Source organism: Pseudomonas umsongensis, assembly GCF_002236105.1.
Lineage (GTDB): Bacteria > Pseudomonadota > Gammaproteobacteria > Pseudomonadales > Pseudomonadaceae > Aquipseudomonas > Aquipseudomonas umsongensis.
Window position 1 is genome coordinate 1,706,851 of sequence record NZ_NIWU01000001.1, and the last position, 26,271, is coordinate 1,733,121.

19 protein-coding genes and 2 pseudogenes are annotated in these 26,271 nt (G+C 61.7%); 11 read left to right on the forward strand and 10 right to left on the reverse strand.

Annotated features, from left to right (window positions below; translation table 11 throughout):
* Window positions 1-37: 37 nt before the first annotated feature.
* The 4 genes from PSUM_RS07555 to PSUM_RS07580 all read right to left on the reverse strand — a co-directional run bounded on the left by PSUM_RS07555 (window position 38) and on the right by PSUM_RS07580 (window position 7,255).
* On the reverse strand, window positions 38-2,035 hold the full coding sequence (locus PSUM_RS07555; RefSeq protein ID WP_083349303.1) for a peptidase U32 family protein: 1,998 nt from the start codon (window positions 2,033-2,035) through the stop codon (window positions 38-40).
* Window positions 2,036-3,016: 981 nt separating this feature from the next.
* Window positions 3,017-3,397, reverse strand: a complete 381-nt coding sequence (locus tag PSUM_RS07570; RefSeq protein ID WP_033044524.1) for a RidA family protein — start codon at window positions 3,395-3,397, stop codon at window positions 3,017-3,019.
* Window positions 3,398-3,494: 97 nt separating this feature from the next.
* Window positions 3,495-6,305, reverse strand: a complete 2,811-nt coding sequence (locus tag PSUM_RS07575; protein WP_083349305.1) for an amino acid adenylation domain-containing protein — start codon at window positions 6,303-6,305, stop codon at window positions 3,495-3,497.
* Window positions 6,306-6,442: 137 nt separating this feature from the next.
* Window positions 6,443-7,255: an AraC family transcriptional regulator gene (locus tag PSUM_RS07580; RefSeq protein WP_033044523.1), complete on the reverse strand. Its 813-nt coding sequence runs from the start codon at window positions 7,253-7,255 to the stop codon at window positions 6,443-6,445.
* Window positions 7,256-7,386: 131 nt separating this feature from the next.
* Here PSUM_RS07580 and PSUM_RS07585 point away from each other — a divergent pair, with 131 nt between their 5' ends.
* Both PSUM_RS07585 and grxC read left to right on the forward strand, forming a co-directional pair.
* Entirely contained in the window at window positions 7,387-7,905 is a 519-nt protein-coding gene (locus tag PSUM_RS07585) for a carboxymuconolactone decarboxylase family protein (protein WP_020797724.1), read from the forward strand.
* Window positions 7,906-7,932: 27 nt separating this feature from the next.
* Window positions 7,933-8,184 (forward strand): glutaredoxin 3, encoded by a 252-nt coding sequence (gene grxC, locus PSUM_RS07590; RefSeq protein WP_020797723.1) that lies wholly within the window; start codon window positions 7,933-7,935, stop codon window positions 8,182-8,184.
* A 137-nt stretch (window positions 8,185-8,321) separates the two neighbouring features.
* On the opposite strand, the gene PSUM_RS07595 is transcribed toward grxC, so the two are convergent.
* From PSUM_RS07595 to PSUM_RS07605, 3 genes are read right to left on the reverse strand one after another with little or no spacing between them, the layout of a single operon-like run.
* Window positions 8,322-9,830, reverse strand: coding sequence for a tripartite tricarboxylate transporter permease (locus PSUM_RS07595; protein ID WP_020797722.1), 1,509 nt, complete (start codon window positions 9,828-9,830; stop codon window positions 8,322-8,324).
* A gap of 18 nt (window positions 9,831-9,848) precedes the next feature.
* Window positions 9,849-10,334, reverse strand: a complete 486-nt coding sequence (locus PSUM_RS07600) for a tripartite tricarboxylate transporter TctB family protein (RefSeq protein ID WP_033042504.1) — start codon at window positions 10,332-10,334, stop codon at window positions 9,849-9,851.
* Window position 10,335: 1 nt separating this feature from the next.
* Window positions 10,336-11,301, reverse strand: a complete 966-nt coding sequence (locus tag PSUM_RS07605) for a Bug family tripartite tricarboxylate transporter substrate binding protein (RefSeq protein WP_083349306.1) — start codon at window positions 11,299-11,301, stop codon at window positions 10,336-10,338.
* Between the two features lie 258 nt (window positions 11,302-11,559).
* Between PSUM_RS07605 and PSUM_RS07610 the strand changes: the two genes are divergently transcribed.
* A complete protein-coding gene (locus PSUM_RS07610) occupies window positions 11,560-13,941 on the forward strand; it encodes a DUF3772 domain-containing protein (RefSeq protein ID WP_033042502.1) in 2,382 nt (793 codons plus the stop codon).
* A 113-nt stretch (window positions 13,942-14,054) separates the two neighbouring features.
* Here the strand turns inward: PSUM_RS07610 and PSUM_RS07615 are convergent, their stop codons facing one another.
* Window positions 14,055-15,545 (reverse strand): aldehyde dehydrogenase family protein, encoded by a 1,491-nt coding sequence (locus tag PSUM_RS07615; protein WP_020797718.1) that lies wholly within the window; start codon window positions 15,543-15,545, stop codon window positions 14,055-14,057.
* Between the two features lie 52 nt (window positions 15,546-15,597).
* Window positions 15,598-15,987 (reverse strand): c-type cytochrome, encoded by a 390-nt coding sequence (locus PSUM_RS07620; RefSeq protein ID WP_020797717.1) that lies wholly within the window; start codon window positions 15,985-15,987, stop codon window positions 15,598-15,600.
* Window positions 15,988-16,245: 258 nt separating this feature from the next.
* Here PSUM_RS07620 and PSUM_RS07625 point away from each other — a divergent pair, with 258 nt between their 5' ends.
* The 7 genes and pseudogenes from PSUM_RS07625 to PSUM_RS07650 all read left to right on the forward strand — a co-directional run bounded on the left by PSUM_RS07625 (window position 16,246) and on the right by PSUM_RS07650 (window position 24,638).
* Window positions 16,246-16,962 (forward strand): glycosyltransferase family 25 protein, encoded by a 717-nt coding sequence (locus PSUM_RS07625; protein WP_020797716.1) that lies wholly within the window; start codon window positions 16,246-16,248, stop codon window positions 16,960-16,962.
* A 206-nt stretch (window positions 16,963-17,168) separates the two neighbouring features.
* Entirely contained in the window at window positions 17,169-18,491 is a 1,323-nt protein-coding gene (locus tag PSUM_RS07630; protein ID WP_020797715.1) for an alginate export family protein, read from the forward strand.
* A 350-nt stretch (window positions 18,492-18,841) separates the two neighbouring features.
* Window positions 18,842-19,894 (forward strand): annotated as a pseudogene (locus PSUM_RS32585) (methyl-accepting chemotaxis protein); the annotation flags it as partial.
* 255 nt (window positions 19,895-20,149) lie between these two features.
* Window positions 20,150-20,749 (forward strand): annotated as a pseudogene (locus PSUM_RS32590) (methyl-accepting chemotaxis protein); the annotation flags it as partial.
* A gap of 281 nt (window positions 20,750-21,030) precedes the next feature.
* Window positions 21,031-22,344, forward strand: a complete 1,314-nt coding sequence (locus tag PSUM_RS07640; RefSeq protein ID WP_020801259.1) for an amino acid permease — start codon at window positions 21,031-21,033, stop codon at window positions 22,342-22,344.
* Window positions 22,337-23,614: an aspartate aminotransferase family protein gene (locus PSUM_RS07645; protein ID WP_083349307.1), complete on the forward strand. Its 1,278-nt coding sequence runs from the start codon at window positions 22,337-22,339 to the stop codon at window positions 23,612-23,614. The genes PSUM_RS07640 and PSUM_RS07645 overlap by 8 nt, the downstream gene beginning before the upstream one ends.
* A gap of 10 nt (window positions 23,615-23,624) precedes the next feature.
* Window positions 23,625-24,638: a phosphotransferase enzyme family protein gene (locus tag PSUM_RS07650; RefSeq protein WP_020801261.1), complete on the forward strand. Its 1,014-nt coding sequence runs from the start codon at window positions 23,625-23,627 to the stop codon at window positions 24,636-24,638.
* Window positions 24,639-24,766: 128 nt separating this feature from the next.
* Here the strand turns inward: PSUM_RS07650 and hpaC are convergent, their stop codons facing one another.
* Complete coding sequence (gene hpaC / locus PSUM_RS07655; RefSeq protein ID WP_020801262.1) at window positions 24,767-25,279, reverse strand: 4-hydroxyphenylacetate 3-monooxygenase, reductase component; 513 nt, start codon at window positions 25,277-25,279, stop codon at window positions 24,767-24,769.
* Between the two features lie 259 nt (window positions 25,280-25,538).
* On the opposite strand from hpaC, the gene PSUM_RS07660 reads away from it, so the two are divergent.
* The gene (locus PSUM_RS07660) at window positions 25,539-26,168 is read left to right on the forward strand and encodes a response regulator transcription factor (RefSeq protein WP_008062087.1); all 630 of its coding nucleotides are present in this window, start codon (window positions 25,539-25,541) and stop codon (window positions 26,166-26,168) included.
* Window positions 26,169-26,271: the final 103 nt, after the last annotated feature.

Sequence of the window (26,271 nt, forward strand, 5' to 3'; positions counted from 1 at the left end):
ACGAGCGCGCAGCCTCGGCTGCGCGCTCGCCGATCACTCAGTGGGGCGCGCGATGGATGGTCTTGAGCAGGTCTTCGGGGCTGATGTGCCCGACGACCTGTTGCACGCTGCCCGGTTGCGGCAGATCGAGGATATGCCCCTTCATCTTGCCGATCACGTGCATCTCGCACGGCTTGCAGTCGAATTTCAACGTCAGCACTTCGTCGCCGTGGATCAACTGCATCGGGGCGACCTTGGTGCGCACGCCCGTCACGCCCTTGGCCTGCTTGGGGCACAGGTTGAAGGAGAACCGCAGGCAGTGCTTGGTGATCATCACCGGGACTTCGCCGGTTTCTTCATGGGCCTCGTAGGCCGCATCGATCAGCTTGACCCCGTGACGGTGATAGAAGTCGCGGGCCTTCTGGTTGTAGACGTTGGCCAGGAACGACAGGTGCGACTCCGGATACACCGGCGGCGGGCTGGTCTCGGCCTTGCGGCCACCCCGTGGATGGGCCTGGATGCGTGCATCGGTCAACACCTCGATCACTTCGCGACGCAAGGCCTTGAGCTGCGAGTTGGGAATGAAGTACGCCTGCGGTGCATCCAGCTTGATGTCGGTGGCGTGGTATTCGGTGGTGCCCAATTGACCCAGCAGGTCATGCAGTTGCTCAAGGGCCTGCTGCGGCTTGTTGGCCACACCGAATGGCCCGTCCAGGGCAACGCTGGCGCTGACGCCCTCTTCGCTGGTGGCGGTCAGTTCCAGGCGTTCCTCGCGCAAGCGGGCGACCCAGGACAGACCGATCCGGCGCTCGGCCGAGGTTTTTTGCAGCGCTTGGGCCCAGTTGTGATCCAGGTTGCGACTCAGCGGGTGATTCGGGCGCAACTGGTGCAAGCCCTTGGGCATCTCGTTGGGCTCGACGCGGTAGCGATAGCGCTTCTCGCCGTCTTCTTCGAACTCGCCTTTAGCTTCTGCGATGTTGGTCCGCCAACCCACCACTTCACGCTTGACCAGTACGTTGAGGCCGTCACCGTTGGACAGCGGCTCGTGGGTGACCACCAGCAGATCGCGCTTGCCGACTTTTTCCACCACGCCCACGGGCAGGCCGGTGAAGGTCGGCGAGTCGAACGCGCCGATGTCGATCTTGCGTTCGCTGACGAAGTAGTCGGTACTGCCTCGGTGGAAGGTCTTGTCCGGATCGGGCAGGAAGAAATGCGCGGTGCGGCCGCTGGACGCGCGGGCCAGGTCCGGACGGTCTTCGAGCACGGCGTCCAGGCGCTGGCGGTAGTAGGCGGTGATGTTCTTCACGTAGCCCATGTCCTTGTAACGCCCTTCGATCTTGAACGAGCGCACGCCAGCTTCCACCAGTGCACGAATGTTGGCGCTCTGGTTGTTGTCCTTCATGGACAGCAGGTGTTTCTCGTAGGCGATCACCCCGCCCTTCTCGTCCTTGAGGGTGTACGGCAGGCGGCAGGCCTGGGAGCAGTCACCGCGGTTGGCGCTGCGGCCGGTCTGCGCGTGGGAAATATTGCACTGGCCGGAAAACGCCACGCACAACGCACCGTGGATAAAGAACTCGATCGCCGCCTCTGTTTCATCGGCAATGGCGCGGATCTCTTGCAGGTTCAGCTCGCGGGCCAGTACCAGTTGCGAAAAGCCGGCCTGGTCGAGGAACTTCGCCCGCTCCAGGGTACGGATATCGGTCTGGGTGCTGGCGTGCAGCTCGATCGGCGGGATGTCCAGCTCCATCACACCCAGGTCCTGGACGATCAGCGCGTCGACACCGGCGTCGTACAGTTGATGGATCAACTGGCGGGCCGGCTCCAGCTCGTTGTCGTGCAGGATCGTATTGATCGTGGTGAACACCCGGGCGTGGTAGCGATGGGCGAACTCCACCAGCGCGGCGATATCGCTCACCTCGTTGCAGGCGTTGTGGCGCGCGCCGAAACTCGGGCCACCGAGGTAAACGGCATCGGCGCCATGCAGGATCGCCTCACGGGCGATGGCCACGTCACGGGCGGGGCTGAGCAATTCCAGGTGATGTTTGGGCAGGGACATATATTTTTTAGTCAGGCTGTCACGGTCGAGGCGCGCATTGTAGCGGTGAAATGAGCGCGGGGCACCCGTGTACTGCCAGGTGGCTCTCGGATGTACTTGATCTACTATGCCCTATTCTTCCGGTGTACATATCCATTCCTGCGGTAACGGCCACTTATGGTTTCGCTTTTACAGCGAGTCACTTGGAAAAACGGAACGCCGCCCGGCCTGTAGGAGCGAGCATGCTCGCGATAGTCGTCAACGATGACGCGGGGAGCCTGACTCCCCGTGGTGCCCTCAGGCTTTTCGCGAGCATGCTCGCTCCTACAGGGCCCGCCGCGATGGGCAGAACCGGAACGAAGCCTCTCGACGGGGCAAGAAAATCAAAAGCCAAAGCAACAGCAACAGCAACAGCAACAGCAACAGCAACAGCAAGGCGGCCTTAAAGCCGACCTGATTCCAGGTCTGTCCGCGATGTGATCGTTCCCACGCTCTGCGTGGGAATGCCGCCAGGGACGCTCCGCGTTCCACTGACGACGCAAGGCTTGAGTCCTGCGCACATGTGACGCGGAGCGTCACGGGATGCATTCCCACGCAGAGCGTGGGAACGATCATTGGGGGTAACCGGAAAAATCAGGTCGGCTTTAAGGCCGCCTCGCTTTGGCTTTTGATCTGGGTACCCCGTTAACCACGATGGCCGAACGCAGGCATTGCGCAGTGGGGAAACCGGCAGGACGCCGGTTTAGCCGCGCTGGGCCAGGGATGGCCCATCGCGGCGACCCACGGAGCAATGCCGGAGTGAGGGCATGCCGAGCCTTAGCGAGGCACCGAGTGGTGGGGCAAGACCTTTTGGTTCCTTTTGGGGCGTTTGCCAAAAGGGACTCGCCGTAAGGGCGAAACCATAAGTGGCCGTTACCGCAGCAATGGATATGTACCCAATTAAACCGCGTCATCGTTCTTCGCCGGCAAGCCTGGCTCCTACAGAGCGCGCGGGGGATCAGATCAGGCCTTCGCAGCCATCGCCGTAACTTCCACCCGCATGCCCTCAACCGCCAACGACGCCACGCCCACAGCCGCGCGCACGGGCCACGGCTTGGCGAAGAAGCGCTTGTAGACCTCGTTGAAGGCGGCGCGGTCGGCCATGTCGGTGAGGTAGATAGTCAAGTGCAATACGCGGTCCATGGAACTGCCGGCGCGCTCCAGGGCCACTTTCAGCGCCTGCAGGGTGCACTCGCTTTGCAGGGTGATATCGCCCAGTTCAAGGCTGCCATCGGCACGGGTCGGAATCTGGGTGGAGACCAGCATGCCGGCGAAACCGGCGACGTCGGAGGAGATGGAGTCCGCATCGGGATCGGGAACGAAGGTCAGGTCTTGGTTAGCCATGGGGGTCTCTTGTTTGAGGTGGTAAGGCGGCGGCGCAAGCATGTCAGCCGCGGCATTCATGCGGCAACGCCTGTTGCGCCGCCAGTTTACGGAACCCTCACGCCACCCGCTCGACTTTATCCGCGCGACGTTTCTTGGCATCAAAGTTGCCACGCATCAATACCCAGCGCACGACCTTGTTCCAGGCATAAGCCACCACGACACCACCGACGACGGCGAAAACCACCCCGAGCAGCGGATAATCGCCGATGCGCCGGGCCACCGACAGGAACTGGAAGTGCGTCAGGTAGATATACAGTGTCGAGGAGGCAATCAATGCCATGCCCCTCGCCATCAGGCCGGGCACGGGAATGGAGCGGACCCAGATCACCAGGAGAGCGGCAGGCACGGCGATATCGATATGGCTCCAGACGTCGGCAGCGAGGGGTCCAAACCCCAGCATTGCCTGCATGTCCTGCCAACCTACCACCACGATGGCAACCAGCGTGACGATCCACTTCTGGGTAGTCGAATTGGCACTGTGAATGGCCATTCCGAGCACCATGATCGCCAGGTAATGCTGTGGCACCCGATTGAACAGCGCGCTTGCATCGAACACATAGCGACTGATCAGCACGTCAGCCACCGCCAACACGCAAGTCGCAATGACGAAACAGCGAAACGGGTCGGCACTGATGATGTTCCTGACGCGCTCGAACGACAGGACGAACCCGATGATCAGCAGCATCTGCACCAATACTTCGATGTACCAATAGACGAAGTTGCCGATCAGGTTCGGCGAATACCAATTGGAAATCAGCAGCAAGGATTGCCAATGCACCTTATCGAACAGCACCTGCACCAACACCGTGTACAGGATCGTGGGCACCGCGATACTGGCAACGGACTTGACCAGCGTGCGCACGCTGCCGGACTCCTTGATGGCCTTGAATTGAAACCTTGCCAGGCTGAGCCCGGAAACCAGGAACAAGGCCATTGTTTCGCCGAACATCGGCCAATGTTCAACGACCTGGAAATGCCCCATCACAATCAACACGATGGAAACCACGCGTAAAAACACCGGCACTTCCATTGCCCGTATCGAAAACCTCGAGGCCTTGGTGTCGCTGGCCAGTTCACACAACTCGACTACCGGGATCATTTCCCATTGATCGGGCAGATGACCGATAAGCTCTTCCAGCACCATTGACGCCTGAACGAACGAGAGTGAGTCCCCGCCCAGCTCCACGAACGTCAACGCTGGATCGATGCGCGGCACTTCAAGAATTTCCGCCCATGCCTGGCTCAACTTGAGCGCCAGCGGCGACAGGTCTTGGCTGCTATTGACCGGTGCCGCCTGTTTATCGACAAGCGCTTGCAACGCCCGCTTGTCGATTTTGCCGTTCGGCGTCAGTGGAATCGCCTCCACGAACACGAACAAGGCCGGCACCATGTAGTCCGGCAACTGCTGCCCCACCTGTTCACGCAGCTCAGCCGATGCAACAGGCTTGGCGCAAACGCAACAGGCCACCAGTTTCACGTTCGAACGGTCGTTGTTGGCCAGCACCACGCACTGTTTGATCCGCGGATGCCTTGAGATCGACGCTTCGATTTCGGCCAGCTCGATGCGATGGCCGCGAATCTTCACCTGGCTATCGCCGCGCCCGCGGAACATGACACTGCCATCGGCCAGGTAAGTGCCCAGGTCGCCGGTCCGATAGCAGATATCACCCTCGGCATGGGTGAAGGGGTTGACCACGAATTTTTCCCGGGTGAGTGCTGCGTCGCCGTAGTACCCCAGGGACAGATACGGGCTGCGGATCAGGATTTCCCCGACCTGGCCTTCGCCGACCAATTGATTGGCTTCATTGACCAGCAACAGTTGCGCGCCCTCGATTCCTTTGCCCAGAGGGATTTTGGCATTGTCGAGCGCAGGATCGAGTTGATGGTAAGCCATCGCCTGCGGCGTTTCGGTCGTGCCGTAGAAGTTGACGCTGACGGCGTTGGGCGCGATGGCGCGTATTTGCTCGTAAAGGGTGCTGCTCAAGGCATCGCCACCCCAAAACAGATAGCGCAGCGCGTTGAACTGCAAGCCACTGATTTTCGCGCCGGTTTCAATGAGTTTGCCCAAGGGCGGCGTGAGGTGAATGACGGTGATCCCATGCTGGTGTATCCACCTCGCCAAGGCGGCTGGATCGATCACGGTCGACTGGGCCGGGATGATGACTTTTGCGCCAATGGAGAGCGGCGTGAACACATCCCTGTAGACCGGGTCGTGGCCCAGCCCCGACAGCAGGGAAAAACAACTGTCCCTGGTCAATGAGTGACGTTGGCTATGCCATTCGATGAAATGAACCAGGGGCGAGTGATGGGTGACGATGCCTTTCGGCTCACCGGTACTGCCCGAAGTGAAGGTGATATAGGCCGGGTCTCCAGGGTTTACCTCGGGCAAGGCCTTTGGCTCGACGGCGAACGCCTTGAGCGCGTCGGTGGGCATTTCCGGTATGTCGACCACGCGTACGACGGACCCGCGTTGGGGATCTGGCTCATAGGTGGCCTCGCCGCAGACCAGGACAAAGGTCGGCTTGAGCGCCTGGATGATCTGTTCGATGCGCGCACGGGGATAGGCCATATCGGCCACGGTGAACGTCAAGCCGGCCCGTGAGGCACCGAGCATGGCGTAGACCAGGCCGGCACAGCGACTGGAGACGATCACGACCCGATCGGATGCGCTCGCGCCCTGTTCCAGCAGAAAGCAGGCAAGGCGCTGGCTTATCGCTTCGAGTTCGCCGTAACTGAACGTGGTGTCATGCGAAACCACCGCCACGGCATCGGGCGTTCGTCCAGCGTGCTGCAGGAAGTCCGTGAATATCGGACGTTCGACACAATACTCCAGATCCAGCGTCGGGTTTGGGCGCGCATCCTGCATGTTATTGGTTGACTCCCCATGGTCTGTACGACGTAGACACGACGGGACGCTCGCAAACGAGAAATTCCCCTCAAGACGCTAGCACAGCAGCCGTGGCCCGCCAGTGAGTCGACCAACATGCGCCGAGCCCTGTGCCGTTATCCTCGCCATTGCCGGGGACTGACCCCGGTCTTGCGACGAAAAGCCCGGGCCAGTGCCGAAGGGCTTTCATACCCGACCTCTTCGGCGATCAAGGCAATGGGCTTGCCTTCACGCAGGCGCTTTTGCGCCAGGCTAATACGCCAGCTCACCAGATAATCCACTGGGGCCTGCCCGACCACCCGTTTGAAGTGCTCGGCGAAACTGGCCCGGGACATGTTGGCCGCCACCGACAGTTCGGCCACGCTCCAGGCCTTGCCGGGCGTCTCGTGCATGAGGTTCAAGGGCCGCGCCAGGCGAGGATCGGCAAGACCGGCCATCATGCCGGGCTGCTGATTGCGACTGCTCAGGATGTGCCGCAACAACAGGATCACCACCAGCTCGAACAGCCGATCCATCACCGCCTCGCGACCGCAGGTACCGTCGAAGGCTTCGTTGAACAACCATTGCAACGTGTTGGCCAGGGCCGGGATTTCATCCAGTTTCAGCACCAGGTAATCCGGCAGCGCCGTGGCGAGGGCGTTACCCGCGCCGCCGTCGAAGTCCAGGGTCGCGCATACCAGTTGCGTATCGCCGTCCTGTGGGGCAAGCAGGCGGTGGCGATACGGCCGGGGGAAAAACATCAGCGTCGGCTCGGTGATGTGCAGCTCACGGTCATCCGCGAGCCTGAGGGACAACTCGCCCGCCTGGAGCAAATGCAAATGACCGCAGGCCTGGCGGCCATCGAACGCTGTCGTGCCGCAAAACGCACCGCTGTGAAAGGTCCCGGCATTGACACCGAAATGCGCAAGCAAGGTGGACAGGCGATCCATGAAGGCCCCCGGCAGCAGTTCTGGACGATCTGTCGCATATCGTCGACGATTTGCACCCAATAGGCCAGCCCGAATCATTAGCATCCACTCCGTACCCAGCGCTTGTCGCGCATCAACCACGGAGAATCACCATGCCACGCATCAACCCTGTCAGCCTCGAACACGCCGCCGAGAACTCCCGCCCATTGCTCGACGGCGTACAGAAGAAAATCGGCTTCCTGCCCAACGTGTTCCGGGTCCTGGCCCACGCCCCCGCGGTACTGGCCTCCTACCTGCAGAACTCGGCGGCATTGACGAAGACGTCCTTGAGCGCCAAACAGAAGGAAGCGATTTTCCTCGCCACCTCCCAGGTCAACGGCTGCGACTACTGCCTCGCGGCGCACACGCTGTTTGCCGGTAAGGCGGGGCTTTCCAGCGAGGAGATACTCAGTGCCCGTGAAGGCCAGCTCGATGCCTACGCGTTGCTCGCCCGGCAAATCACCGAAAGTCGTGGCCACTTGGGCAGCGAGCAAATTGCCGCGGCCCGCGCCGCTGGCATCGATGACGCGAAAATCGTCGAAGTGGTCGCCCATGTCGCTTCGCAGACGCTGACCAACTACCTGAACAACGTCGCCCTGACCGAGATCGACTTTCCGGCTATCGACGCCTGAACCACTCTGCTGCAGAGGAAAAATTTCATGAAGACGGTAACCCTGTACACCACCGACACCTGCCCGTACTGCCGCAGCGCCAAGGCGTTACTGGCCGGCAAAGGCGTGACACCGCAGGAGATCGACGTTCAGCGCACGCCCGGCAAACTCGAAGAAATGCTCAGTCGCAGCGGCCGGCGCAGCGTGCCGCAGATTTTCTTCGGCGACACGCACATCGGCGGCTTCGACGACCTGGCCAAACTGGACCGCCAGGGTGCCCTGATGTCCATGCTGGCCTGATCCCCTGTTTGTAGGGAGCGAGCATGCTCCGGGCGGCGTTCCGACGATGGTCGTCAACGATGACGCGGGAAGCCTGGCACCCCGTGGCGCTCTTGAGTTTTTCGCGAGCATGCTCGCTCCTACAGGGGACCGACATCTCAGTCATCCTCATGCAACTTGATACCACGTGCATGCAACAGCGGTGGCACCACCAGCACCAACAACGTCAGGGCCATGAACGCCGCCGAGATGGGCTGGGTCAGGAAAATCGTCCAGTCGCCCTCACTGATCGACAAGGCGTTGCGCAACTGTTTCTCGGCCATCGGGCCGAGCAGCATGCCGACAATCACCGGCGCCACCGGGAAGTCGAAGCGCCGCATCAGCACCCCAGCCCAACCGATGGCCAGCATCAGCAGCAGGTCGAAGGAAGAATGGCGCATGCCGTAGACGCCGATGGTGGCGAACACCAGGATCCCGGCGTTGAGGTAAGGCCGGGGGATCTGCAGCAGCTTGACCCACAGGCCCACCAACGGCAGGTTCAATATCAGCAAGATGACGTTGCCGATGTAGAGCGAAGCCACCAGGGTCCAGACCAGGTCGGCGGAGGTCTCGAAGAGCATCGGCCCAGGTTGCAGGTTGTAGTTCTGGAACGCCGCCAACAGGATCGCCGCCGTGGCGGACGTCGGGATGCCCAGGGTCAGCAATGGCACCAACGAGCCGGTGGCACTCGCATTGTTGGCGGCTTCCGGGCCGGCCACCCCCTCGATGGCGCCCTCGCCTTTGTTGGCCGAAAACTCTTTCGGGTATTTGCTCAGCTTGCGTTCGGTGGAATAGGACAGAAAGGTCGGGATCTCTGCGCCGCCAGCGGGAATCGAGCCGAACGGGAAACCGATCAGCGTGCCCCGCAGCCATGCAGGCACCGAGCGTTTCCAGTCGGCGCGGGTCATCCACAACGACGTCAGGCGATGCCGTCCCTCCGTCTGCTCGGTTTGATAAAGCAGGCTGTACAGGGCTTCGCCGACCGCGAACAAACCGACCGCCACCAGCACCACCTCGATGCCATCCACCAGTTCGGGTACGCCAAGGGTGTAGCGGGCAATGCCCGACGTCGAATCGAGGCCGATCAGGCCGATGGTCAATCCGATCCCCAGTGACGCAAAGCCACGCAGCATGGAGGCGCCGAGGACCGCCGACACCGTGGTGAAGGACAGCACCAGGATCGCGAAATATTCCGCCGGCCCGAAATTCAGCGCCAACCTGGCCACCACCGGTGCGAACAGGGTCAGCAGGACGGTGGCAATGGTGCCGGCCACGAACGAACCGATCGCCGCCGTGGCCAGCGCCGGCCCTGCCCGGCCATTGCGCGCCATGAGGTTGCCTTCCAGCGCCGTGACCATGGACGAGGACTCACCGGGCGTATTGAGCAGGATCGAGGTGGTGGAACCGCCGAACTGCGCGCCGTAGTAGATCCCGGCGAACATGATCAGGGCGCCCGTGGGGTCGACCTTGGCGGTGATCGGCAACAATAAGGCCACCGTCAGCGCCGGCCCGATGCCCGGCAATACGCCAATGGCGGTGCCCAGCAGGCAGCCGATAAAGCCCCACAGCAAATTGATCGGCGTCAGCGCTGCGGAAAAACCCATCGCCAGGTTGGCGAGAATGTCCATGCTGTCGATCTCCTTGGATCAGATCCAGGCGTTGACCAGCGGCGGCAGGGAGACGCCCAGCCCGGCATTGAACAACCAATAGATCGGCAGGGTCAGGGCCATGCCGATGGCCAGGTCGCGCAGCGGATGACGACTGCCAAAGCCCCGCGCCGAACAGGCAAACAGCAAGCCCGCCGCCAGCACGAAGCCGATGAGGTTGATGAGCACGGCCACACCGATCAAGCCTGCGGTGACCCAGGCCGCGCCGGCCTTGCCGCCCGCCACGGTGTGGGTCTGTTCGTTATCCAGTTCGCGAAAACCGCCACTCACCGCCTGATAACTCAACAACACGCCCACCGCCCCCAGAAAACCCGCGACCACCCAGGGGTAGACATAGGCCGGCAGTATCACGAAGCCCATCTCCGGCGGAAAGCGCCAGGCGCCCACCGCCAACACGACGCTGAGCACAATCAAGCCAACGCCAATGGCCAACTGGGTCGGTACGACAGCGCGCGCACCGGCCATTTCAAAGCAACCCGACCTTGACCAACATGGCGCGCAACCGCACGTGTTCTTCCTCGACGAATTTGCCGAAATCGTCACCGGTTAGCACGCTCGGCGTCCAGGCATTGGTCTTGATGTTGTCCTGCCAGACTTTGCTCCGGGAAGCGGCCACCACCGCGTCAGTCACTTCCTTGCGCTGCTCGGGCGTGAGGCCCGCGGCGCCATAGACACCACGCCAGTTGCCGATAACCACGTCGTAGCCACTTTCCTTGAGGGTGGGGGCATCGATCCCGGGCACGCGCTCAGGGGCACCGATGGCGAGCACGCGGAACTGGCCATTCTTGATGTATTGACCCAGTTCGGCGTAACCGCCGGTGATCACCTTGATCTGGCCGCCCAGGGCCTGGGCAACGATTTCACCGCCACCACCGGTAGCGATGTAATTCACCTTGTTGACCGGCACATCCAGCTTGCCGGCCAGTTCAGCAATGCCGATATGGTCGATCGAGCCTTTAGAGCCACCGCCAAAGGTAACGCTGGTGGACTTGGCCTTGAAGTCCTTGATCAGGTCATCGAGGGTCTTGTACGGCGAGTCCTTGCGCACCGCGATCACGTTGTATTCGGTAAACAGGCGGGCAATCGGCGTCACGTCTTTCAAGCTGATTTGCGGTTTGTTCTGTTCAATGCCCGCAACCATGATCGCCCCGACCACCAGCAACGCATTCGGGTCGCCCTTGGTGCTGTTGGCAAACTGCGCCAGCCCTAGCGTACCGCCCGCGCCACCCTTGTTCTCAAAGGTGACGGATTTGGCCGCATTGGCCTCAATCAGGGCTTTGCCGAGCACCCGAGCCGTCTGGTCATAGCCGCCACCCACCGAACCGGGGGCCATGAACTTGACGGTATCCAGCGCGAAGGCCGGGGAGCAAAGCGTGGCAGCGGTAATGCCGACCAACAGACTACGGCTGAAGCTACGGATCAAAGCGGACATGCGCACCTCCTGAGTACCTTGTTTTTATGGGTGCCATTTGCACATGTGCAGTAAACGCCTGCGCGACGACATCCGGCCTGCCAACAAGCGTAGGCCATGACGCCGTTGATCGGGCAGTTTTAACTCGTTGACCTTATTCATGGTCGCCTCGCGCCTACATATGAAGGCGCCAGGCACATCCGTCCAAAAAAAGCTCGATTGCCCCCATCATGACCTAACCTCATAGGCGCAATGACTATCAACCAGTCGAGCACGCCCATGCGTTATGCATTGAAGCTAGTGATCCTCATCGCTTTCGCGCTGCTGGGGCCGAGCGTCGGATGGCTGTCGGCGGCGCCCATGTCCGATGCCCCCGTCACCGCCCAGCCCCTCCCGTCCGCCAGCGTTTCCGACAGCGAGCTGGAGGCGTTGCTGGGCCAACTCAGCAGTTTCAAACAGCAGGTTTCACAGGCCAGCAATTACAGCCAGCTTGAAGGCCCGCAGGACCTGGTTCAGGCACTCATCAAGGAGGTCGATCGCCTGACGACGCTGCTGCTGCCCGAGCAGGCTCAGCTGCAGGCGCAATTGGGCGTGCTGGGACCCGCGCCACCGGATGCCACGCCCGAGAAATCCGACATCGCCCTGCAAAGAGCCACCCTGACGGGTCAAAAAGCCCTGGTCGACGCCAAACTGAAATCCCTGGCAACGCTTAAAAGCAGCGCGGCGGAATTGCTGATCCAGATTGCCGCCATTCGCCGCAGCCTGCTGGAATCCGAAGTGACCCAGCGGACCCGAAGCGTGCTCAATCCCTGGTTCTGGGCAACATTGTTCAATCCGCCAGAGGATGACCGGCAAAAATTCAACGCATTCCTCCAACAGATCGGCGCCACGCTTGGCGCCACCTGGCGACCGGGCGAACGCCTGTTGACCAGCTTTTTAATCGTCATGGCCCTGGTTTTCTGGATCTTCGGTCGGAGGGTGGCCGAGCGCGGGCTGACCTGGCTGTGCATTCACCGGATGCCGGAAGGACGCCTGCGACGCAGCACCCTTGCGCTTTCATCGGTGGTGGCCACGATCCTGTCTGCCTGGATCGCCCTGCAGTTGCTGTTTTTTACCGTCACCCGCGAGCTGCCCCTGACGCCGCAACTCACAGGGTTTTCCCAGGATTTTGAAAAGATCGTCTATACCTGCGTGCTGATTACCGGCCTGAGTCGCGCACTGCTATCCACGCAGCACCCTTCATGGCGCCTGCCGGCCTTTGCCGATCCGCTCGCCCTGGCGATCAAACCCTACCCCACACGCCTGGCCCTGGCATTGCTTGTGCTGGTGTCGCTGGCGCAGATAACCAATGTCACTGGCATGACCCCGGGGCTGGTGATCTCGGTCCGTGGCCTGGTCGCATTGATCGTCTCGGCCATGATCGCCATGCTGCTGTTGCGCGTTAACAAAACCCGCCGGGACATGGTCGCGGCGGGCATTGCCCCCGAAGCGGGGCGGACGTTGGCCGGGATGATCTATGCCTTCGCCAGCATCGCGATCGCGATTTCCCTCCTCGCCCTGCTCACCGGCTACATATCGCTCTCGCGGTTCATCACCTACGAACTGGTGTGGTTTTTCATCATATTCGCCGGCTTCTATTTGCTGACCCAGCTGTTCAAGGACGGCTGCGAACACCTGTTTTCCCCCCGCCACTCCACCGGCAAGACCCTCAAGCAGCTGCTGGGCATTGGCGATACGCGGCTGGAACAGATTTCGGTCATCCTGTCCGGTGCCGGTCGCGCCGCACTGTTGCTGATAGCGCTGATCACCTTGATGGTGGGCGGGATCGGCTCGACGCTCGAACAACTGGCCACCAACATCCTCGCCATGCTCGGCGGCGACGGCCTGCGCAAACTGAACATCGTCCCGGCCAACCTGTTGCATGCCGTGCTCGCCGTGGTCATCGGCCTCTACCTGATTCGTTCGCTGCGGCGCTGGCTGGACGACGAGTTCCTGCCGAAAACCGAAATGGACCCCGGCATGTGTGCCTCGCTCAGCACGCTGTTCTCCAACATCGGCTATGCCTTGGTGCTCCTGCTGACCCTGTCATCGCTGGGGGTCCAATGGACCAACCTGGCCTGGATCGTCAGCGCCCTGTCAGTGGGCATCGGCTTCGGCCTGCAGGAGATCGTCAAGAATTTCGTTTCCGGCATCATCCTCTTGACCGAACGCCCGGTGAAAGTCGGCGACCTGATCAGCATCAGCGGGGTCGAAGGCGACATCCGCCGGATCAACGTGCGGGCCACGGAAATACAGCTGGCCGACCGCTCGATCGTGATCGTGCCCAACTCGCAGTTGATCTCGCAGAACCTGCGCAACGTCACCCTGGGTGGCAGCGCCCAGGGGGTGGCGACACTTGAACTGATGTTCCCGCTGGACATCGACCCCGAGCAAGTGCGCAACCTGCTGTACGAGACCTTCAGCGAGCACGAGACCATTCTGGAAAAACCGGCGCCGGTGGTGCGCTTCAGCCAACTCAAACCGGAGGGCATTACCCTGACCGTCACCGGTTACGTCAACAGCCCGCGCATGGTCACTGCAATCAAGAGCGAGCTGTTGTTCGAGATTCTCAAGCGGCTGGGTGCCGCCGGGATAGAACTGGCGAAACCGCCAACAGCGTAACGCGAATGCCTTTGTAGGAGCTGCCGAGTGAAACGAGGCTGCGATCTTTTGATTTTGCATTTAACAATCAAAAGATCGCAGCCTCGTTTCACTCGTCAGCTCCTACGGGTTGATCAGTGAGCGATGCACACCGATTTCAGCTCGGTATAGGCCTCGATCACCGCACGACCAAACTCACGGCCCATGCCCGACTGCTTGACGCCACCGAACGGCATCGCCGGGTCGAGCAATACGTGGGCATTGACCCATACCGTACCGGCTTCGATACGCGGCACCAGGTTCATGGCCTTGCCCAGGTCGTTGGTCCACAGGCTGGCGGCCAGCCCGTAGCGGTTGTCGTTGGCCAGTGCGATGACGGCGTCTTCATCGTCGAACGGCATCACTCCCAGCACCGGACCGAACACCTCCTCGCGCGCCACGGCCATGCTGTGGTCAATGTCGGCGAGGATGGTCGGCTGGACAAAGAACCCCTCGCCTTCCAGCAACTCGCCGCCCGCCACCACCCGCGCACCTTCCTGGCGGGCCAGCTCAATGTGCTTGAGCACGCTCTGCTGTTGCTTGCGCGACACCAGTGGGTTGATCGCCGCCTCGCAGTTCATGCCCGCGCCAATCGGCATCGCCGAGACCGCCGCCGCCAGGGCTTCGACGAATTTGTCGTGGATTGAGCGATGCACGTAGAAACGCGAAGCCGCCGCACACACCTGGCCATTGTTCAGCAAGCCACCGAGGATCGCGCCCTGCACGGCTTTTTCGATGTCGGCATCGGCGAGCACGATCATCGGGTTCTTGCCGCCCAGCTCCAGGGAAAAACGTGTCATGTTTTCCATGCACGCCACGCCGACGCTCTTGCCCACGGCGGTGGATCCGGTGAACGACACCTTGCTCACCAGTGGGTGCGCGGTCAGCACGCCGCCGACCGAGGCACCGCCGCCGGTCACCACGTTGAACACGCCCGCCGGAATGCCCGCTTCAAGGGCCAGCTCGGCCAGGCGCATGGCGGTCAATGGGGTTTCCATCGCCGGCTTGATGATCACCGTGCAACCGGTGGCCAGCGCCGGCATCAGTTTCCAGGCGGCGATCAGCAGCGGGAAGTTCCACGGCACAATGCCGACCACGACCCCCACTGGCTCACGCTTGGTGAACGCCGTGAATTTGGCACCCGGCGGCAGCGGGATCGACACATCGAAGGTCTGCCCTTCGATCTTGGTCGCCCAGCCGGACATGTAGCGCATGAACTCCACCGTGGCGTTCAGGTCCAGCGCGCGGGCCATGTTGATCGACTTGCCCTGGCTCAGGGTTTCCAGCTGCGCCAGCTCTTCGGCATGCTCCTCCACCAGGCGGGTGAAGTTCAGCAGGATGCGCTCGCGGTCCGCTGGACGCAGGCCCGACCACACGCCCGACTTGAAAGCCTGGTGCGACGATTGCACGGCGCGCTCGACGATCTCCAGGGGCGCGTCGAGGGTTTCGCACAGGGTTTGCCCGGTGGCCGGGTTGACCACTGCAATGGTCTGACCTTCGGCAAACACCCACTGGCCATCGATAAAGCAGCCGTGTTGGCGATCGAGGAATGCAGCAACCTGCGGCAGAATTTCAACGTTGCTCATAAATCACCTTTGAATTCAGATGGACGAGCCGGCTTGCCGGCGAAAGCGTCAATTAGTGTTGTTCTTTGAGGAAGCACACCACCGCCTGGCGATCATCCGCCGAGGCCATGCCCATGTAGGGCATGTAGGTGCCAGGCACATAGGCCTGGGGTTGCGTGATCAGTTGCGCGATGTTCTCGGCTTGCCAGTCGATGTTCTTGTTGCGCATGGCTTGCGAGTAGTTGAAGCCTTCCAGCGAGCCGGACTTGCGCCCCACCACGCCTGCAAGGTTCGGCCCCATCATGCCCATCGTGCCTTTGCTCACCGCATGGCACACCCCGCATTCATTGGCGAACACTTCGGCGCCACGCTGCTGCAGCGGTGCGCAATCGGCGGCAACAGCAGCCTGCGCCAGAGTGACGGACAACACAGCAACGAGGGACAAACGCAGGGTGGTGAACATAAGAAACGACCTTGAAAATCCACGCATTCGCTGGCAAAGCGAACGCCAACACTGAAAGTGCCGAGGCTTTGGTGCTTCGGCAGGTTGAGAGCGATTGTCGGTGGTCGCCGGCTAGCAGGTTTTGCCCTGCCTGCCAGTTGTGTTGGCGGTTCTGCCAAAGTGCTGCACGGGCGCGATCAGCGATAGCCAGGCTTGATCCAAAGTTCTGCCTATACTGCAATCCAGCCGCCCCGATCACCTGCGCTGAGGAACTGCTGGATGAATGTGACCGACTATTTCGATCGAGCCAGAATCATCAACATCGCGTCAAGAAAGGATCGCCGCGTAGAAACGGTACAAGAATTCGCGCGCAACGGCTTTCCCTTTGATCACGAAAAAGTCAGCTTTTTCCAGGCGGTGACGCCCAGTGAAGACAACGGTTTTCCAAGCATCGGCGCCAGGGGCTGCTTCATGAGTCACCTGGGGATCCTGGAAGAGGCGATACGCCTGAATGTGAAAAACATTTTGATCCTGGAGGATGACATACAGTTTTCCAGACGCATTTCCCACTATGGAAAACAGGCCATCGAATCCCTGCAAGGCATGGAGTGGGACATCGCCTACTTTGGCCATCCGTTCGAAGGCGATTCAAGCTCGCCCACCTGGAAAGCGGTCGACCAGCCCATACACTTGTCGCATTTCTATGCGGTAAACGGCAAATGCATTACCCGGTTGCGCGATTTCCTGCTGCAGATCCTGGAGCGCCCGCCAGGGCATCCTGACGGCGGGCCAATGCACTATGACGCCGCCCTCAATACGCTCATTCATTCGAACAAAGACGTCCAGGCCTACTACTTCACCTGGAACCTGGGCTATCAAAGACCCTCGCGCACGGACTTGCATGCGCTGTCCCTGTTCGACAGGACGCCTGTCCTGCGCGATGTCATGGGCATGCTCAGGAAGTTGAAGGCCATGAACCTGAGAAGAATTCGATAGTGTCCCGCTCCGCCTCTCTTTAACCGGAAACAATCCCACACTCCCCTCTCAATCAGTGCACCCACGTGTGCACTGTCACCTCGCCATGCAATCTGGCAAGCACAACCAACTCTTTGGCACCGAGGCAACAAGGCGCAAAAAATCCCGGCATTAGTATCTGGAAGGACCGCAACCCTGCGCTCAAGAACAAGAACGGATGCCACACCATGCTCAAGTCCCCCTTGCTTCGCCTTTCAACCCTGGCGCTGATGATCAGTGCCGGCCAGGCGAGCGCCTACGAACTCTACGCCAGTGACGACAGTCATCTGAACGCCACCCTGGAAGCGGTTTTCGGCGTTTTCCACAGCCAGGAAAACTACGCCCTGTCGGGTCGCCTCGACGAAGGTTCGTCTTCTTGGCGCGAGGGCTACATCAAGTACGGCCTGAGCTTCGACCAGGGCCTGGCTGGGGTCGGCACTGCTTACGGCGCGGCGAACATGCTCAGCTCCGGCACTTGGGGCGACGGTGACGCCGCTGGCTTCACCGACGGTTCGGAGCGCACCACCAAGTTCGAAGATGCGTACCTCGGCTGGCGCTCGAGCGATCTGTTTCCCGCGCTGGGTGCTGACGGCATCGACCTGTCTTTCGGCCGCCAGAACATCGTGGTCGGCGACGGTTTCCTGATCAACGGCGATGCACTGAATCTGGGCAAGGGCCTGGCCGACGGCGAATTCAATCGCGGTGGCGCCTACTGGCTGGCCGCGCGCAAGGCCTTCGACGAAACCGCGGTGTTGCGTATCGGCGGCAAGGAAGGTTGGCGCAGTGACCTGATGTGGTTGAAATCCAACAACCGCGCGCAAGCCAAGACCGAAATGTACGTCGGCACCCTGGAGCACGTGTCCGAGGCCGGTACCGTCGGCGTGACCTACATCGACACCACGGACGTCGATGAGCAGTTCGCCTCCCCCGCGCAACTCGAGCGCGATGGCATGAAGACCTACAGCCTGCGCGCCACTGGCAACGCCGGGGTCAAGGACCTGTTCCTCTCCGGTGAATATGCCAAGCAGGACAAACCCCACACGGCCACCGAAGACGCCTGGTACCTGGAAGCCGGCTGGACCTTTTCCGAGGCGCCATGGACGCCGTATGCCGGCTACCGCTACAGCCGTTTCTCGGAAGGCTACGACACGCTGTTCTACGGTTTCAGCCGTGGCTTCGGCACCTGGTTCCAAGGTGAAGTGGCGGGCAACTACGCCGGCCCGTTCAACACCAACTCGCGCATCCAGCAACTCAAGTTCACCGTCTCGCCACTGGAGAACCTGACCGTCGGCGCGATGTACTTCAACTTCGACACCATCGACCGCGACCTGGGCAACACCGATGGCCACGAAGTCGACCTGTACGCCGAATGGCACCTGAACGACCACATCTCGGTGATGCCGCTGGTCGGTCTGTTCCAGCCGGACAAGAGCGCCGACCAAGGCGGCACGCAGCTAGGCAACAACGACAAGAACCTCTACAGCCAGCTGATTTTCGCCACCAATTTCTAATCTCGAACCGATGTAGGAGCTGCCGCAGGCTGCGATCTTTTGATCTTGAAAGTCAAAAGATCGCAGCCTGCGGCAGCTCCTACAGGTTCGTAATCGCAGCGCTATTATTTCCCATGGAAAAGGCCTTTCCGATGCACAGAAGATTCCTCACGATCCAGAGCAAGATCACCCTGCTCGCCGGCCTCTGCCTGGTGTTGGTGGTGGGTTTGCTGATGGGCCTGTCGCTCTACCAGACACACAAGAGCAGCCAGCAAGTGGCCCGGGCCAGCAGCGACATGCTCGCCGACGCGGCCCGGGAACACATGCAGGCCCTGGGTAAAGTGCAGGCCATGCAAGTGCAACGCACCTTCATGCAGACCCACGAATATGGCCAGGGATTGTCGCGGTATCTGTTGTACCTCAGGCAACTCCAGCATCAGGGCAATCTGACCCGCCAACAACTGCGCCAGGAGCTGAGCACCCAGCTTCAACAGGCCCTGATCGACAAGCCCGACCTGCTCGGGCTTTACGTCATTTTTGAACCCGATGCGCTGGACGGTGCCGACGCGGGCTTCGCCGGCAAGCCGGACCTGGGCAGCAACGAAACCGGACGCTTCTCCCTGTACTGGGTGCAAAGCAAACCCGGCGAACTGCAAGCGGTGATCGGCGATGAAGGCCTGCTGGCCAACACCGAGCCAGGCCCCAGCGGCGCACCCTACAACGCCTTCTACACCTGCGCCCGCGACACTCGCCAGGCCTGTGTGCTGGAACCCTACTTCGACGAGGCATCGGGCAGTCGCAAACTGGTGACCAGCGTCGCCTTCCCGCTGTTGGAGAACGGCAAAGTCATCGCCGTGGTCGGCCTCGACATCAACCTCGCCGCCTTGCAAAAGAACAGCGAGAACAGTGCGCTGCAATTATTCGATGGCCGCGGCCAGATCAGCATCGTCAGCCCCCGTGGCGTGATCTCCGCCAACAGCCAGGATGTCAGCCGCCTCGGACAACCGATGGACAATGCCCAGGTGATGGACGCCTTGCGCCAGGGTCAGCCGGAGGTGTTTGAAGACCCGCAGCAGATCAACGTCCTTGAACCGCTGCCACCGATTGCCGGTGCTGCGCCCTGGGGTGTGCTGGTCGGCGTGCCCCAAGACGTATTGCTGGCACCGGTCGCCAGCCTGCAAAAACAACTCGACGCCCAGGGCGTGCAAAGCACGGCGTTGGAACTGCTGCTCGGTGGCGGCTCGGCCTTGCTTGGCCTCCTGCTGATCGGGTACACGGCACGGCGCATCACCCGGCCGCTGCAAGTGCTGACCCGGGTCATGGAGGATATCTCCCTTGGCGAGGGTGATTTGACCCGGCGCCTGCAAGTACAGTCACAGGATGAAATCGGCCAGTTGGCCACGGCGTTCAACCGCTTTGTCGAGCGCATTCACCAGTCGATTCGCGAAGTGTCGTCGGCAGCCCTGGGCGTCAACGAAGGTGCCCGCCGGGTGCTGGAGGCCTCCCATTCGTCGCTGAGCAATTTCGACGATCAATCAAGCCGCACCAACAGTGTCGCCGCCGCCATCAATCAGTTGGGCGCCGCTGCGCAAGAGATCGCGCATAACGCCTCCGATGCCTCGCACCAGGCCTCCAGTGCGCGACAACAGGCCGAGGACGGTCGCCAGGTGGTGCAACGCACCATTGAAGTGATGCACGAACTGTCGGCAAAAATCAGCACGTCGTGCGCCAACATCGAAGTGCTCAACGACAAGACCGTGAACATCGGGCAAATCCTCGAAGTGATCAAGGGCATCTCCCAGCAGACCAACCTGCTGGCGCTGAACGCCGCCATCGAAGCAGCCCGGGCCGGTGAAGCCGGCCGCGGCTTTGCCGTGGTCGCCGACGAGGTGCGCAGCCTGGCCGGTCGCACCCAGTCCTCGGCGCTGGAGATCCAGCAGATGATCGAGGAGCTGCAAGTGGGTGCCCGCGATTCGGTCGCCACCATGACCGAAAGCCAACAGCACAGCGAAGAAAGCGTCACCATCGCCAACCTCGCCGGCAGCCGCTTGAGCAGCGTGACCCAACGCATCGGCGAGATCGACAACGTCAACCAGTCCGTCGCCGCCGCCACCGAAGAACAGACCGCCGTGGTCGAAGCCTTGAATGTCGACATCACCCGGATCAACACGCTGAACCAGCAAGGCGTGGAGAACTTGCAGGCGACGTTGCGGGCTTGTACTGAGCTGGAGCAGCAGGCGGCGCGGTTGAATCAGTTGGTGGGGAGTTTCAGGATCTGAGCCTTTGACCGATCGTTCCCACGCTCTGCGTGGGAATGCATCCCGTGACGCTCTGCGTCACATCCACAAGCGGAACGCGGAGCGTCCCTGGCGGCATTCCCACGCAGAGCGTGGGAACGATCAGTGGGCGCCCAATCTGGCACCCACAACCAACCACCTGGCATGCACGCAAACATGCCGCGCCGGCCCCCGCGCGTAGTATCGAAGCGCAAAGCAACGCTGAACCCCTCCATTTCTAACCAAAAAACAATAAATCGACCTTCGGGTCGCGGGAGATTTCTGTGCTCAAGAAAAGTGCGTTGGGCTGGCCAAAGATCGCCGGCCTTGGAATTGCGTTGGTGGTGGCCGGGCAGTTTTCCGGCTGGAACTTTGGCTTGGCGGCCGGTGGCTGGCTCAACATGTTGATCGCCACCTTGTTGATGGCGCTGCTGTGCGGTGGGCTGGCGTTATGCGTGGCGGAGCTGTCCACCGCGTTGCCCAGCGCCGGCGGTGTGTTCGTGTATGCGCAAAGTGCGTTTGGGCCGTTCGTGGGTTACCTGGTCGGGGTGGCGTGCGCGCTGGCCTTGACCATCGGCACCGGGGTGGCGGCAACGTTCATTTGTGCCTATACCGAGTCGATATTCGGTCTTGGCGGCTGGCCGGTGAAGGTCGCCCTGTTTGCGGTGATCATTGGCATTCACCTGCGCGGGGTGGGTGAGGCCATGGGCCTGACGTTCATTGCCGGCGTGATTGCGGTCGTGGCCCTGTTGACCTTCGGTGTGGCCATGGCGCCGCATGTCGAGTTGAACAACCTGCTGGCATTGCCGGCTAACGTCTCGGCACCGCTCAGCCTTGGCGGCATCTTCGCCTGTGTGCCGTTCGCGATCTGGCTGTTCATCACGGTCGAGCAAACCGGCTCGGCGGCGGAAGAAGCTGCAAACCCCGGCCGCAGCATGCCTCGCGGCATTCTGGCGGCCATCGGCACATTGTTGGTCACAGCCCTGGTGGTACTGGTCTGCGCACCGGGCGCCGGTGGTGTGGAACTGGTGGGCTCGGCGGGCGACCCGTTGTACGCCGCGATGTCCAGCAACAGCGCATTCGGTGAAGGCTCGTGGCTGGCCAAGGTGATTGGCTGCGGCGGCGTGTTCGGCTTGATCGCCACCTTCTTCTCCCTGGTGTACGCAGCCTCCCGGCAATTGTTCGCGATGGCTCGCGACGGCCTGTTCCCGCAGTGGCTGGGCAAGACCGGCAAACGCGGCACGCCGTATCCGGCACTGCTGCTGATCGGCGCGATCGGCTTGCCCTTGTCCGAAGTCGATCCAGCCACGGTGATGCTCGCGGTCGTGCTGCTGCTCAACGTTTGCTACCTGTGCATTTTCGGCGCGTACCTGCGCATCAAGAGCAGCCAGCCCGACCTGGCACGTCCCTTCCGCCTGATCGGCGGCAAGCTGGTCGCCTGGCTGGGTCTGGCCCTGACGCTGGTGGTCGTCGCCGCCTGCTTCCAGCTTGACCTGAGCATGCTGATCGCCCTCGGCGTGACCTTCGCACTGTGTATTTTCAACTTCCTGCTGCGCACTCGCCGCGCCGCCCAAATCGAGGTTCCAGACCATGCCTGACACTCTCCTGCAACGTCGTCATCGCGTACTCGGCAGCGCCTCGCCGCTGTTCTACGACAAGCCCTTGCACCTGGTGCGCGGCGAAGGCGTGTGGCTGTTCGACGTCGACGGTCGCCGCTACCTCGACGTCTACAACAACGTGCCTTGCGTCGGCCACTGCAACCCTCACGTGACCGACGCCATGCACCGCCAGGCCACCACGCTGAACATCCACACCCGCTACCTCGATGAACAAGTGGTGCGCTATGCCGAACGCTTGACCGCGACCTTCGGCCAACCGCTGGATACCGCGATGTTCACCTGCACCGGCACCGAGGCCAACGAACTGGCGCTGCGCCTGGCACGCTACGCCAGCGGCGGAACCGGCATTATCGTCAGCGATTACAACTACCACGGTAACTCCGCGTCGCTGGCGCAGGTCACCACCGCCCTGCCCTCGCCGGAACCCTTCGCGGCCCATGCCCGCGCCGTGCCGATTCCATGCCTGTACCGGGCACCGGTGGGCACCAGCAAGGCGCAGCTGGCCGAGCAGTACGCGGCCAACATCGCGGCCGCCATCGCCTCGATGCAGGCCCAGGGCATTCGCCCCGCCGCGCTACTGATCGACACCTTGTTCGCCAACGAAGGCTTGCCCCGGGTGCCGGCCAGTTTCGTTGCCAAGGCCGCCGAGTTGATCCGCGCCGCCGGTGGCCTGTTCATCGCCGATGAAGTGCAATCGGGTTTCGGCCGCACCGGCGATCACCTCTGGGGCCACCAGGCCCACGGCGTCGTGCCGGACATCGTCACCCTCGGCAAACCCATGGGTAACGGCTATCCGCTGGCCGGGTTGATCACCCACAAGGCGCTGGTCGAGTCGTTCGGGCGCAACGCCATGTACTTCAACACCTTCGGCGGCTCGCCCGTAGCAGCGGCGGTCGGCATGGCGGTGCTGGACGAGATTGAACAAAAGCAGCTGCTGCAAAACGCACAAAACGTCGGCGCTTATGTGCAGCAGCGTTTGCAGGTACTGGCAGGCAAACATTCGATCATCGGCGACGTGCGCGGCAAGGGCCTGTTCTTCGCCATGGAGTTGGTGCGCGATCACGCCAGCAAGGAGCCGGCCGGACTGGAGGCGCGCAAGGTGGTCAACGACATGCGCGAGAACGGCGTGCTGATCAGCAAGATCGGCGCCGGTGACAACATACTCAAGTTGCGCCCGCCGCTGGTGTTCAGCCGCGATCATGCCGACTTGTTCGTCGACACCCTGGACCACGCCCTGAGCGCGATTTGAGGCCCCTGCCATGACTGACTTCCACACGTTGAACCACGATCAGCAAGTCGCCCGATTGCACGACCTGGCGCGCCACGCCCTGCAACACTGGGACGGCGACTTCGGCGACATCGAACTGGTGAAATTCCGCGAGAACGCGGTGTTCTCTGCCCGCCGCCACGACGGTCAGCGGGTGGCCCTGCGCATCCATCGCAATGGCTATCATTGCGCAGCGGCGTTGCGTTCCGAATTGCAATGGATGGAAGCCTTGGAAAGCGCCGGGATTACCGTGCCGCAGATCATCCGCGCCCGGGACCTGCGCCATCTGATTGAAGTGAGCCATGCCGACATCGGCGAACGCCATGTCGATATGCTCGCCTGGTTGCCGGGCACCACGGCCGGCACCTCAGAGGCCGGGGTGCAGGCCGATACCGAAATCGACTTCCTGTTTGCCGAAGCTGGGGCGCTTGCGGCGCGCATTCATGTACATTCGACAGAATGGCAGCAGCCGGACGAGTTTGTCCGGCACGCCTGGGATGAGGAAGGCTTGATCGGTGCCAATCCGTTCTGGGGGCGTTTCTGGGAGCTGCAACAGCTGAGCGATGAGCAACGCGAGCTGTTGCTGCAAGCCCGGCGTGCAGCGCGCAAGGACCTGCGTCAATACGGCCGCTATCTGGGTAACTTCGGCATGATCCACGCCGACCTCGTCCCGGAAAACTTGCTGATCGAAGGCCCGCGCCTGCGCTTGATCGACTTCGATGACGCGGGGTTTGGCTGGCACATGTTCGAGCTGGCGACCGCGCTGTATTTTTGCGTGGAGGATCCGCGTTATGAGCAGATCAAAGCGGCGCTGCTGGAGGGTTATCACAGGGTCAAACCCTTGACCGAAGCGGATCGCAAGACGCTGGCGATGTTTTTGATGCTGCGTGGCACCACGTACCTGGGCTGGATTCATACCCGCCAGGGCACGCCGACGGCGATTGAAATGGCGCCGATGTTGATAGAGCGGGCGTGCCGGTTGGCCCGGGAATATCTCCACCAGTAACAGCCCCCCGCTGATCGTTCCCACGCTCTGCGTGGGAATGCCTCAACGGACGCTCTGCGTTCGGCTCTAGAAGGGACGCAAAGCGTCCCGGGCTGCATTCCCACGCGGAGCGTGGGAACGATCAATTGTCAGCAATGCGCACCAGCGTGTTCCAGGCGATGGAACAACCGGTTGAAGTACACCAGGCTATCGCGTGGTTCGCGCACGCCCACCTTGTCCAGCTGCACGAACATCACTGAGTGCGAGCCGACTTCCTTGCACTCGGTGATACGCCCTTCCAGCTGCACCAGGGCATCGCGCAGCACCGGCACGTCCGCCGCGCCGTCGTCCCACAGGTCCCAGGCAAAACGTTCGGCCATCGGCACTTGGGTCATGCCGGCGAAGTGGCGGGCCAGCTCTTCCTGTTCGCCACACAGCACGTTGACGCACAGGCGGCCATTGCTGCGGAAAACGTCGTGGGTGGCGCTGTTGCGGTTGACGCATACCAGCACCGTGGGCGGCGAGTCGGTCACCGAGCACACAGCGCTGGCAGTGATGCCGCAGCGCCCACCGGGGCCATTGGTGGTGATGATGTTCACCGCAGCAGGCAGCTGCGCCATGGCGTTGCGAAAGTCGATTTGCTGCTGGCTCAGGTCGGCCATGTCGATGCCCCTTCCTTCAGGAGGACCGCTCTGAAGCGGCCCGTAGGTGATGGAACAAGACTAAGGCTGAGGGCACGGCGCAACCATTCCTGCGATCCCCATGGCGAGGTTAGGTTTCCGCTAGTCGACTAGGTGGTTTCTTTATCGCAAGGGCCCGCGACAGTGGGTATCCTGCTAACAGGCTGGAAAAAACACAGCCGATGCGTGCCGTGCGTTCGCGTGCGAAAACAATAATTAGAAATTTTCGTGGCAGCCCCTGATGGAAACCCGCAAACCGATTGTTTACATCGTTGACGACGACAAAGACCTGCGCACCTCGCTGGCCTGGCTGCTGGAGTCGGTCAGCGTTCAGGCGCAGTGCTTCGCTGGCGCCGAAGAATTCCTCAGCCAGTACGACCCCAGGCAGCCCGCCTGCCTGGTGCTGGATGTGCGCATGCCGGAAACCAGCGGTTTCCAGCTGCAGGAGATCCTCAACCAGCGCGGCAGCACCTTGCCGACCATTTTCGTCTCGGCCCATGGCGACATTCCGATGTCGGTCACGGCGATGAAGAATGGCGCGCTGGACTTCGTCGAGAAGCCCTACAACCCGCAGCAGATGATCGACCGCATCCAGGCCGCGCTCAAGACCGCCGTGCACGCCCAGGCCGATCAGCAGCAGCGCCAGAACCTGCAGGGCAAGCTGGCGCTGCTGACCAGCCGCGAGCGTGAAGTGTTGATGCTGGTGATCGATGGCAAGGCCAGCAAGGTGATCGCCCGGGAGCTGAACATCAGCGTGAAGACCGTTGACGTGCACCGCACCAAGATCAAGGAAAAGATGGGTGTGAGCAGCATTGCCATGCTGGTGCGCGAGGTGTTGCACCTGCCGGTGGATGAGCCGGCGCGGCATTGATCAATCTGCGGCAATCCTGAGGCCGCCTTCGCGAGCAGGCTCGCTCCCACAGTAGATCTGCGGTGAACACCGAGATCTGCTGTGGGAGCGAGCCTGCTCGCGA

Bases quoted from the DNA above. Each gene is read 5' to 3' on its own strand.
- PSUM_RS07555 (WP_083349303.1), bottom strand. From the start codon at position 2,035: ATGTCCCTGCCCAAACATCACCTGGAATTGCTCAGCCCCGCCCGTGAC.
- PSUM_RS07595 (WP_020797722.1), bottom strand. From the start codon at position 9,830: ATGGACATTCTCGCCAACCTGGCGATGGGTTTTTCCGCAGCGCTGACG.
- PSUM_RS07575 (WP_083349305.1), bottom strand. From the start codon at position 6,305: ATGCAGGATGCGCGCCCAAACCCGACGCTGGATCTGGAGTATTGTGTC.
- grxC (WP_020797723.1), top strand. From the start codon at position 7,933: ATGAAGACGGTAACCCTGTACACCACCGACACCTGCCCGTACTGCCGC.
- PSUM_RS07605 (WP_083349306.1), bottom strand. From the start codon at position 11,301: ATGTCCGCTTTGATCCGTAGCTTCAGCCGTAGTCTGTTGGTCGGCATT.
- PSUM_RS07570 (WP_033044524.1), bottom strand. From the start codon at position 3,397: ATGGCTAACCAAGACCTGACCTTCGTTCCCGATCCCGATGCGGACTCC.
- PSUM_RS07610 (WP_033042502.1), top strand. From the start codon at position 11,560: ATGCGTTATGCATTGAAGCTAGTGATCCTCATCGCTTTCGCGCTGCTG.
- PSUM_RS07650 (WP_020801261.1), top strand. From the start codon at position 23,625: ATGACTGACTTCCACACGTTGAACCACGATCAGCAAGTCGCCCGATTG.
- hpaC (WP_020801262.1), bottom strand. From the start codon at position 25,279: ATGGCCGACCTGAGCCAGCAGCAAATCGACTTTCGCAACGCCATGGCG.
- PSUM_RS07585 (WP_020797724.1), top strand. From the start codon at position 7,387: ATGCCACGCATCAACCCTGTCAGCCTCGAACACGCCGCCGAGAACTCC.
- PSUM_RS07660 (WP_008062087.1), top strand. From the start codon at position 25,539: ATGGAAACCCGCAAACCGATTGTTTACATCGTTGACGACGACAAAGAC.
- PSUM_RS07630 (WP_020797715.1), top strand. From the start codon at position 17,169: ATGCTCAAGTCCCCCTTGCTTCGCCTTTCAACCCTGGCGCTGATGATC.
- PSUM_RS07580 (WP_033044523.1), bottom strand. From the start codon at position 7,255: ATGGATCGCCTGTCCACCTTGCTTGCGCATTTCGGTGTCAATGCCGGG.
- PSUM_RS07625 (WP_020797716.1), top strand. From the start codon at position 16,246: ATGAATGTGACCGACTATTTCGATCGAGCCAGAATCATCAACATCGCG.
- PSUM_RS07615 (WP_020797718.1), bottom strand. From the start codon at position 15,545: ATGAGCAACGTTGAAATTCTGCCGCAGGTTGCTGCATTCCTCGATCGC.
- PSUM_RS07645 (WP_083349307.1), top strand. From the start codon at position 22,337: ATGCCTGACACTCTCCTGCAACGTCGTCATCGCGTACTCGGCAGCGCC.
- PSUM_RS07600 (WP_033042504.1), bottom strand. From the start codon at position 10,334: ATGGCCGGTGCGCGCGCTGTCGTACCGACCCAGTTGGCCATTGGCGTT.
- PSUM_RS07620 (WP_020797717.1), bottom strand. From the start codon at position 15,987: ATGTTCACCACCCTGCGTTTGTCCCTCGTTGCTGTGTTGTCCGTCACT.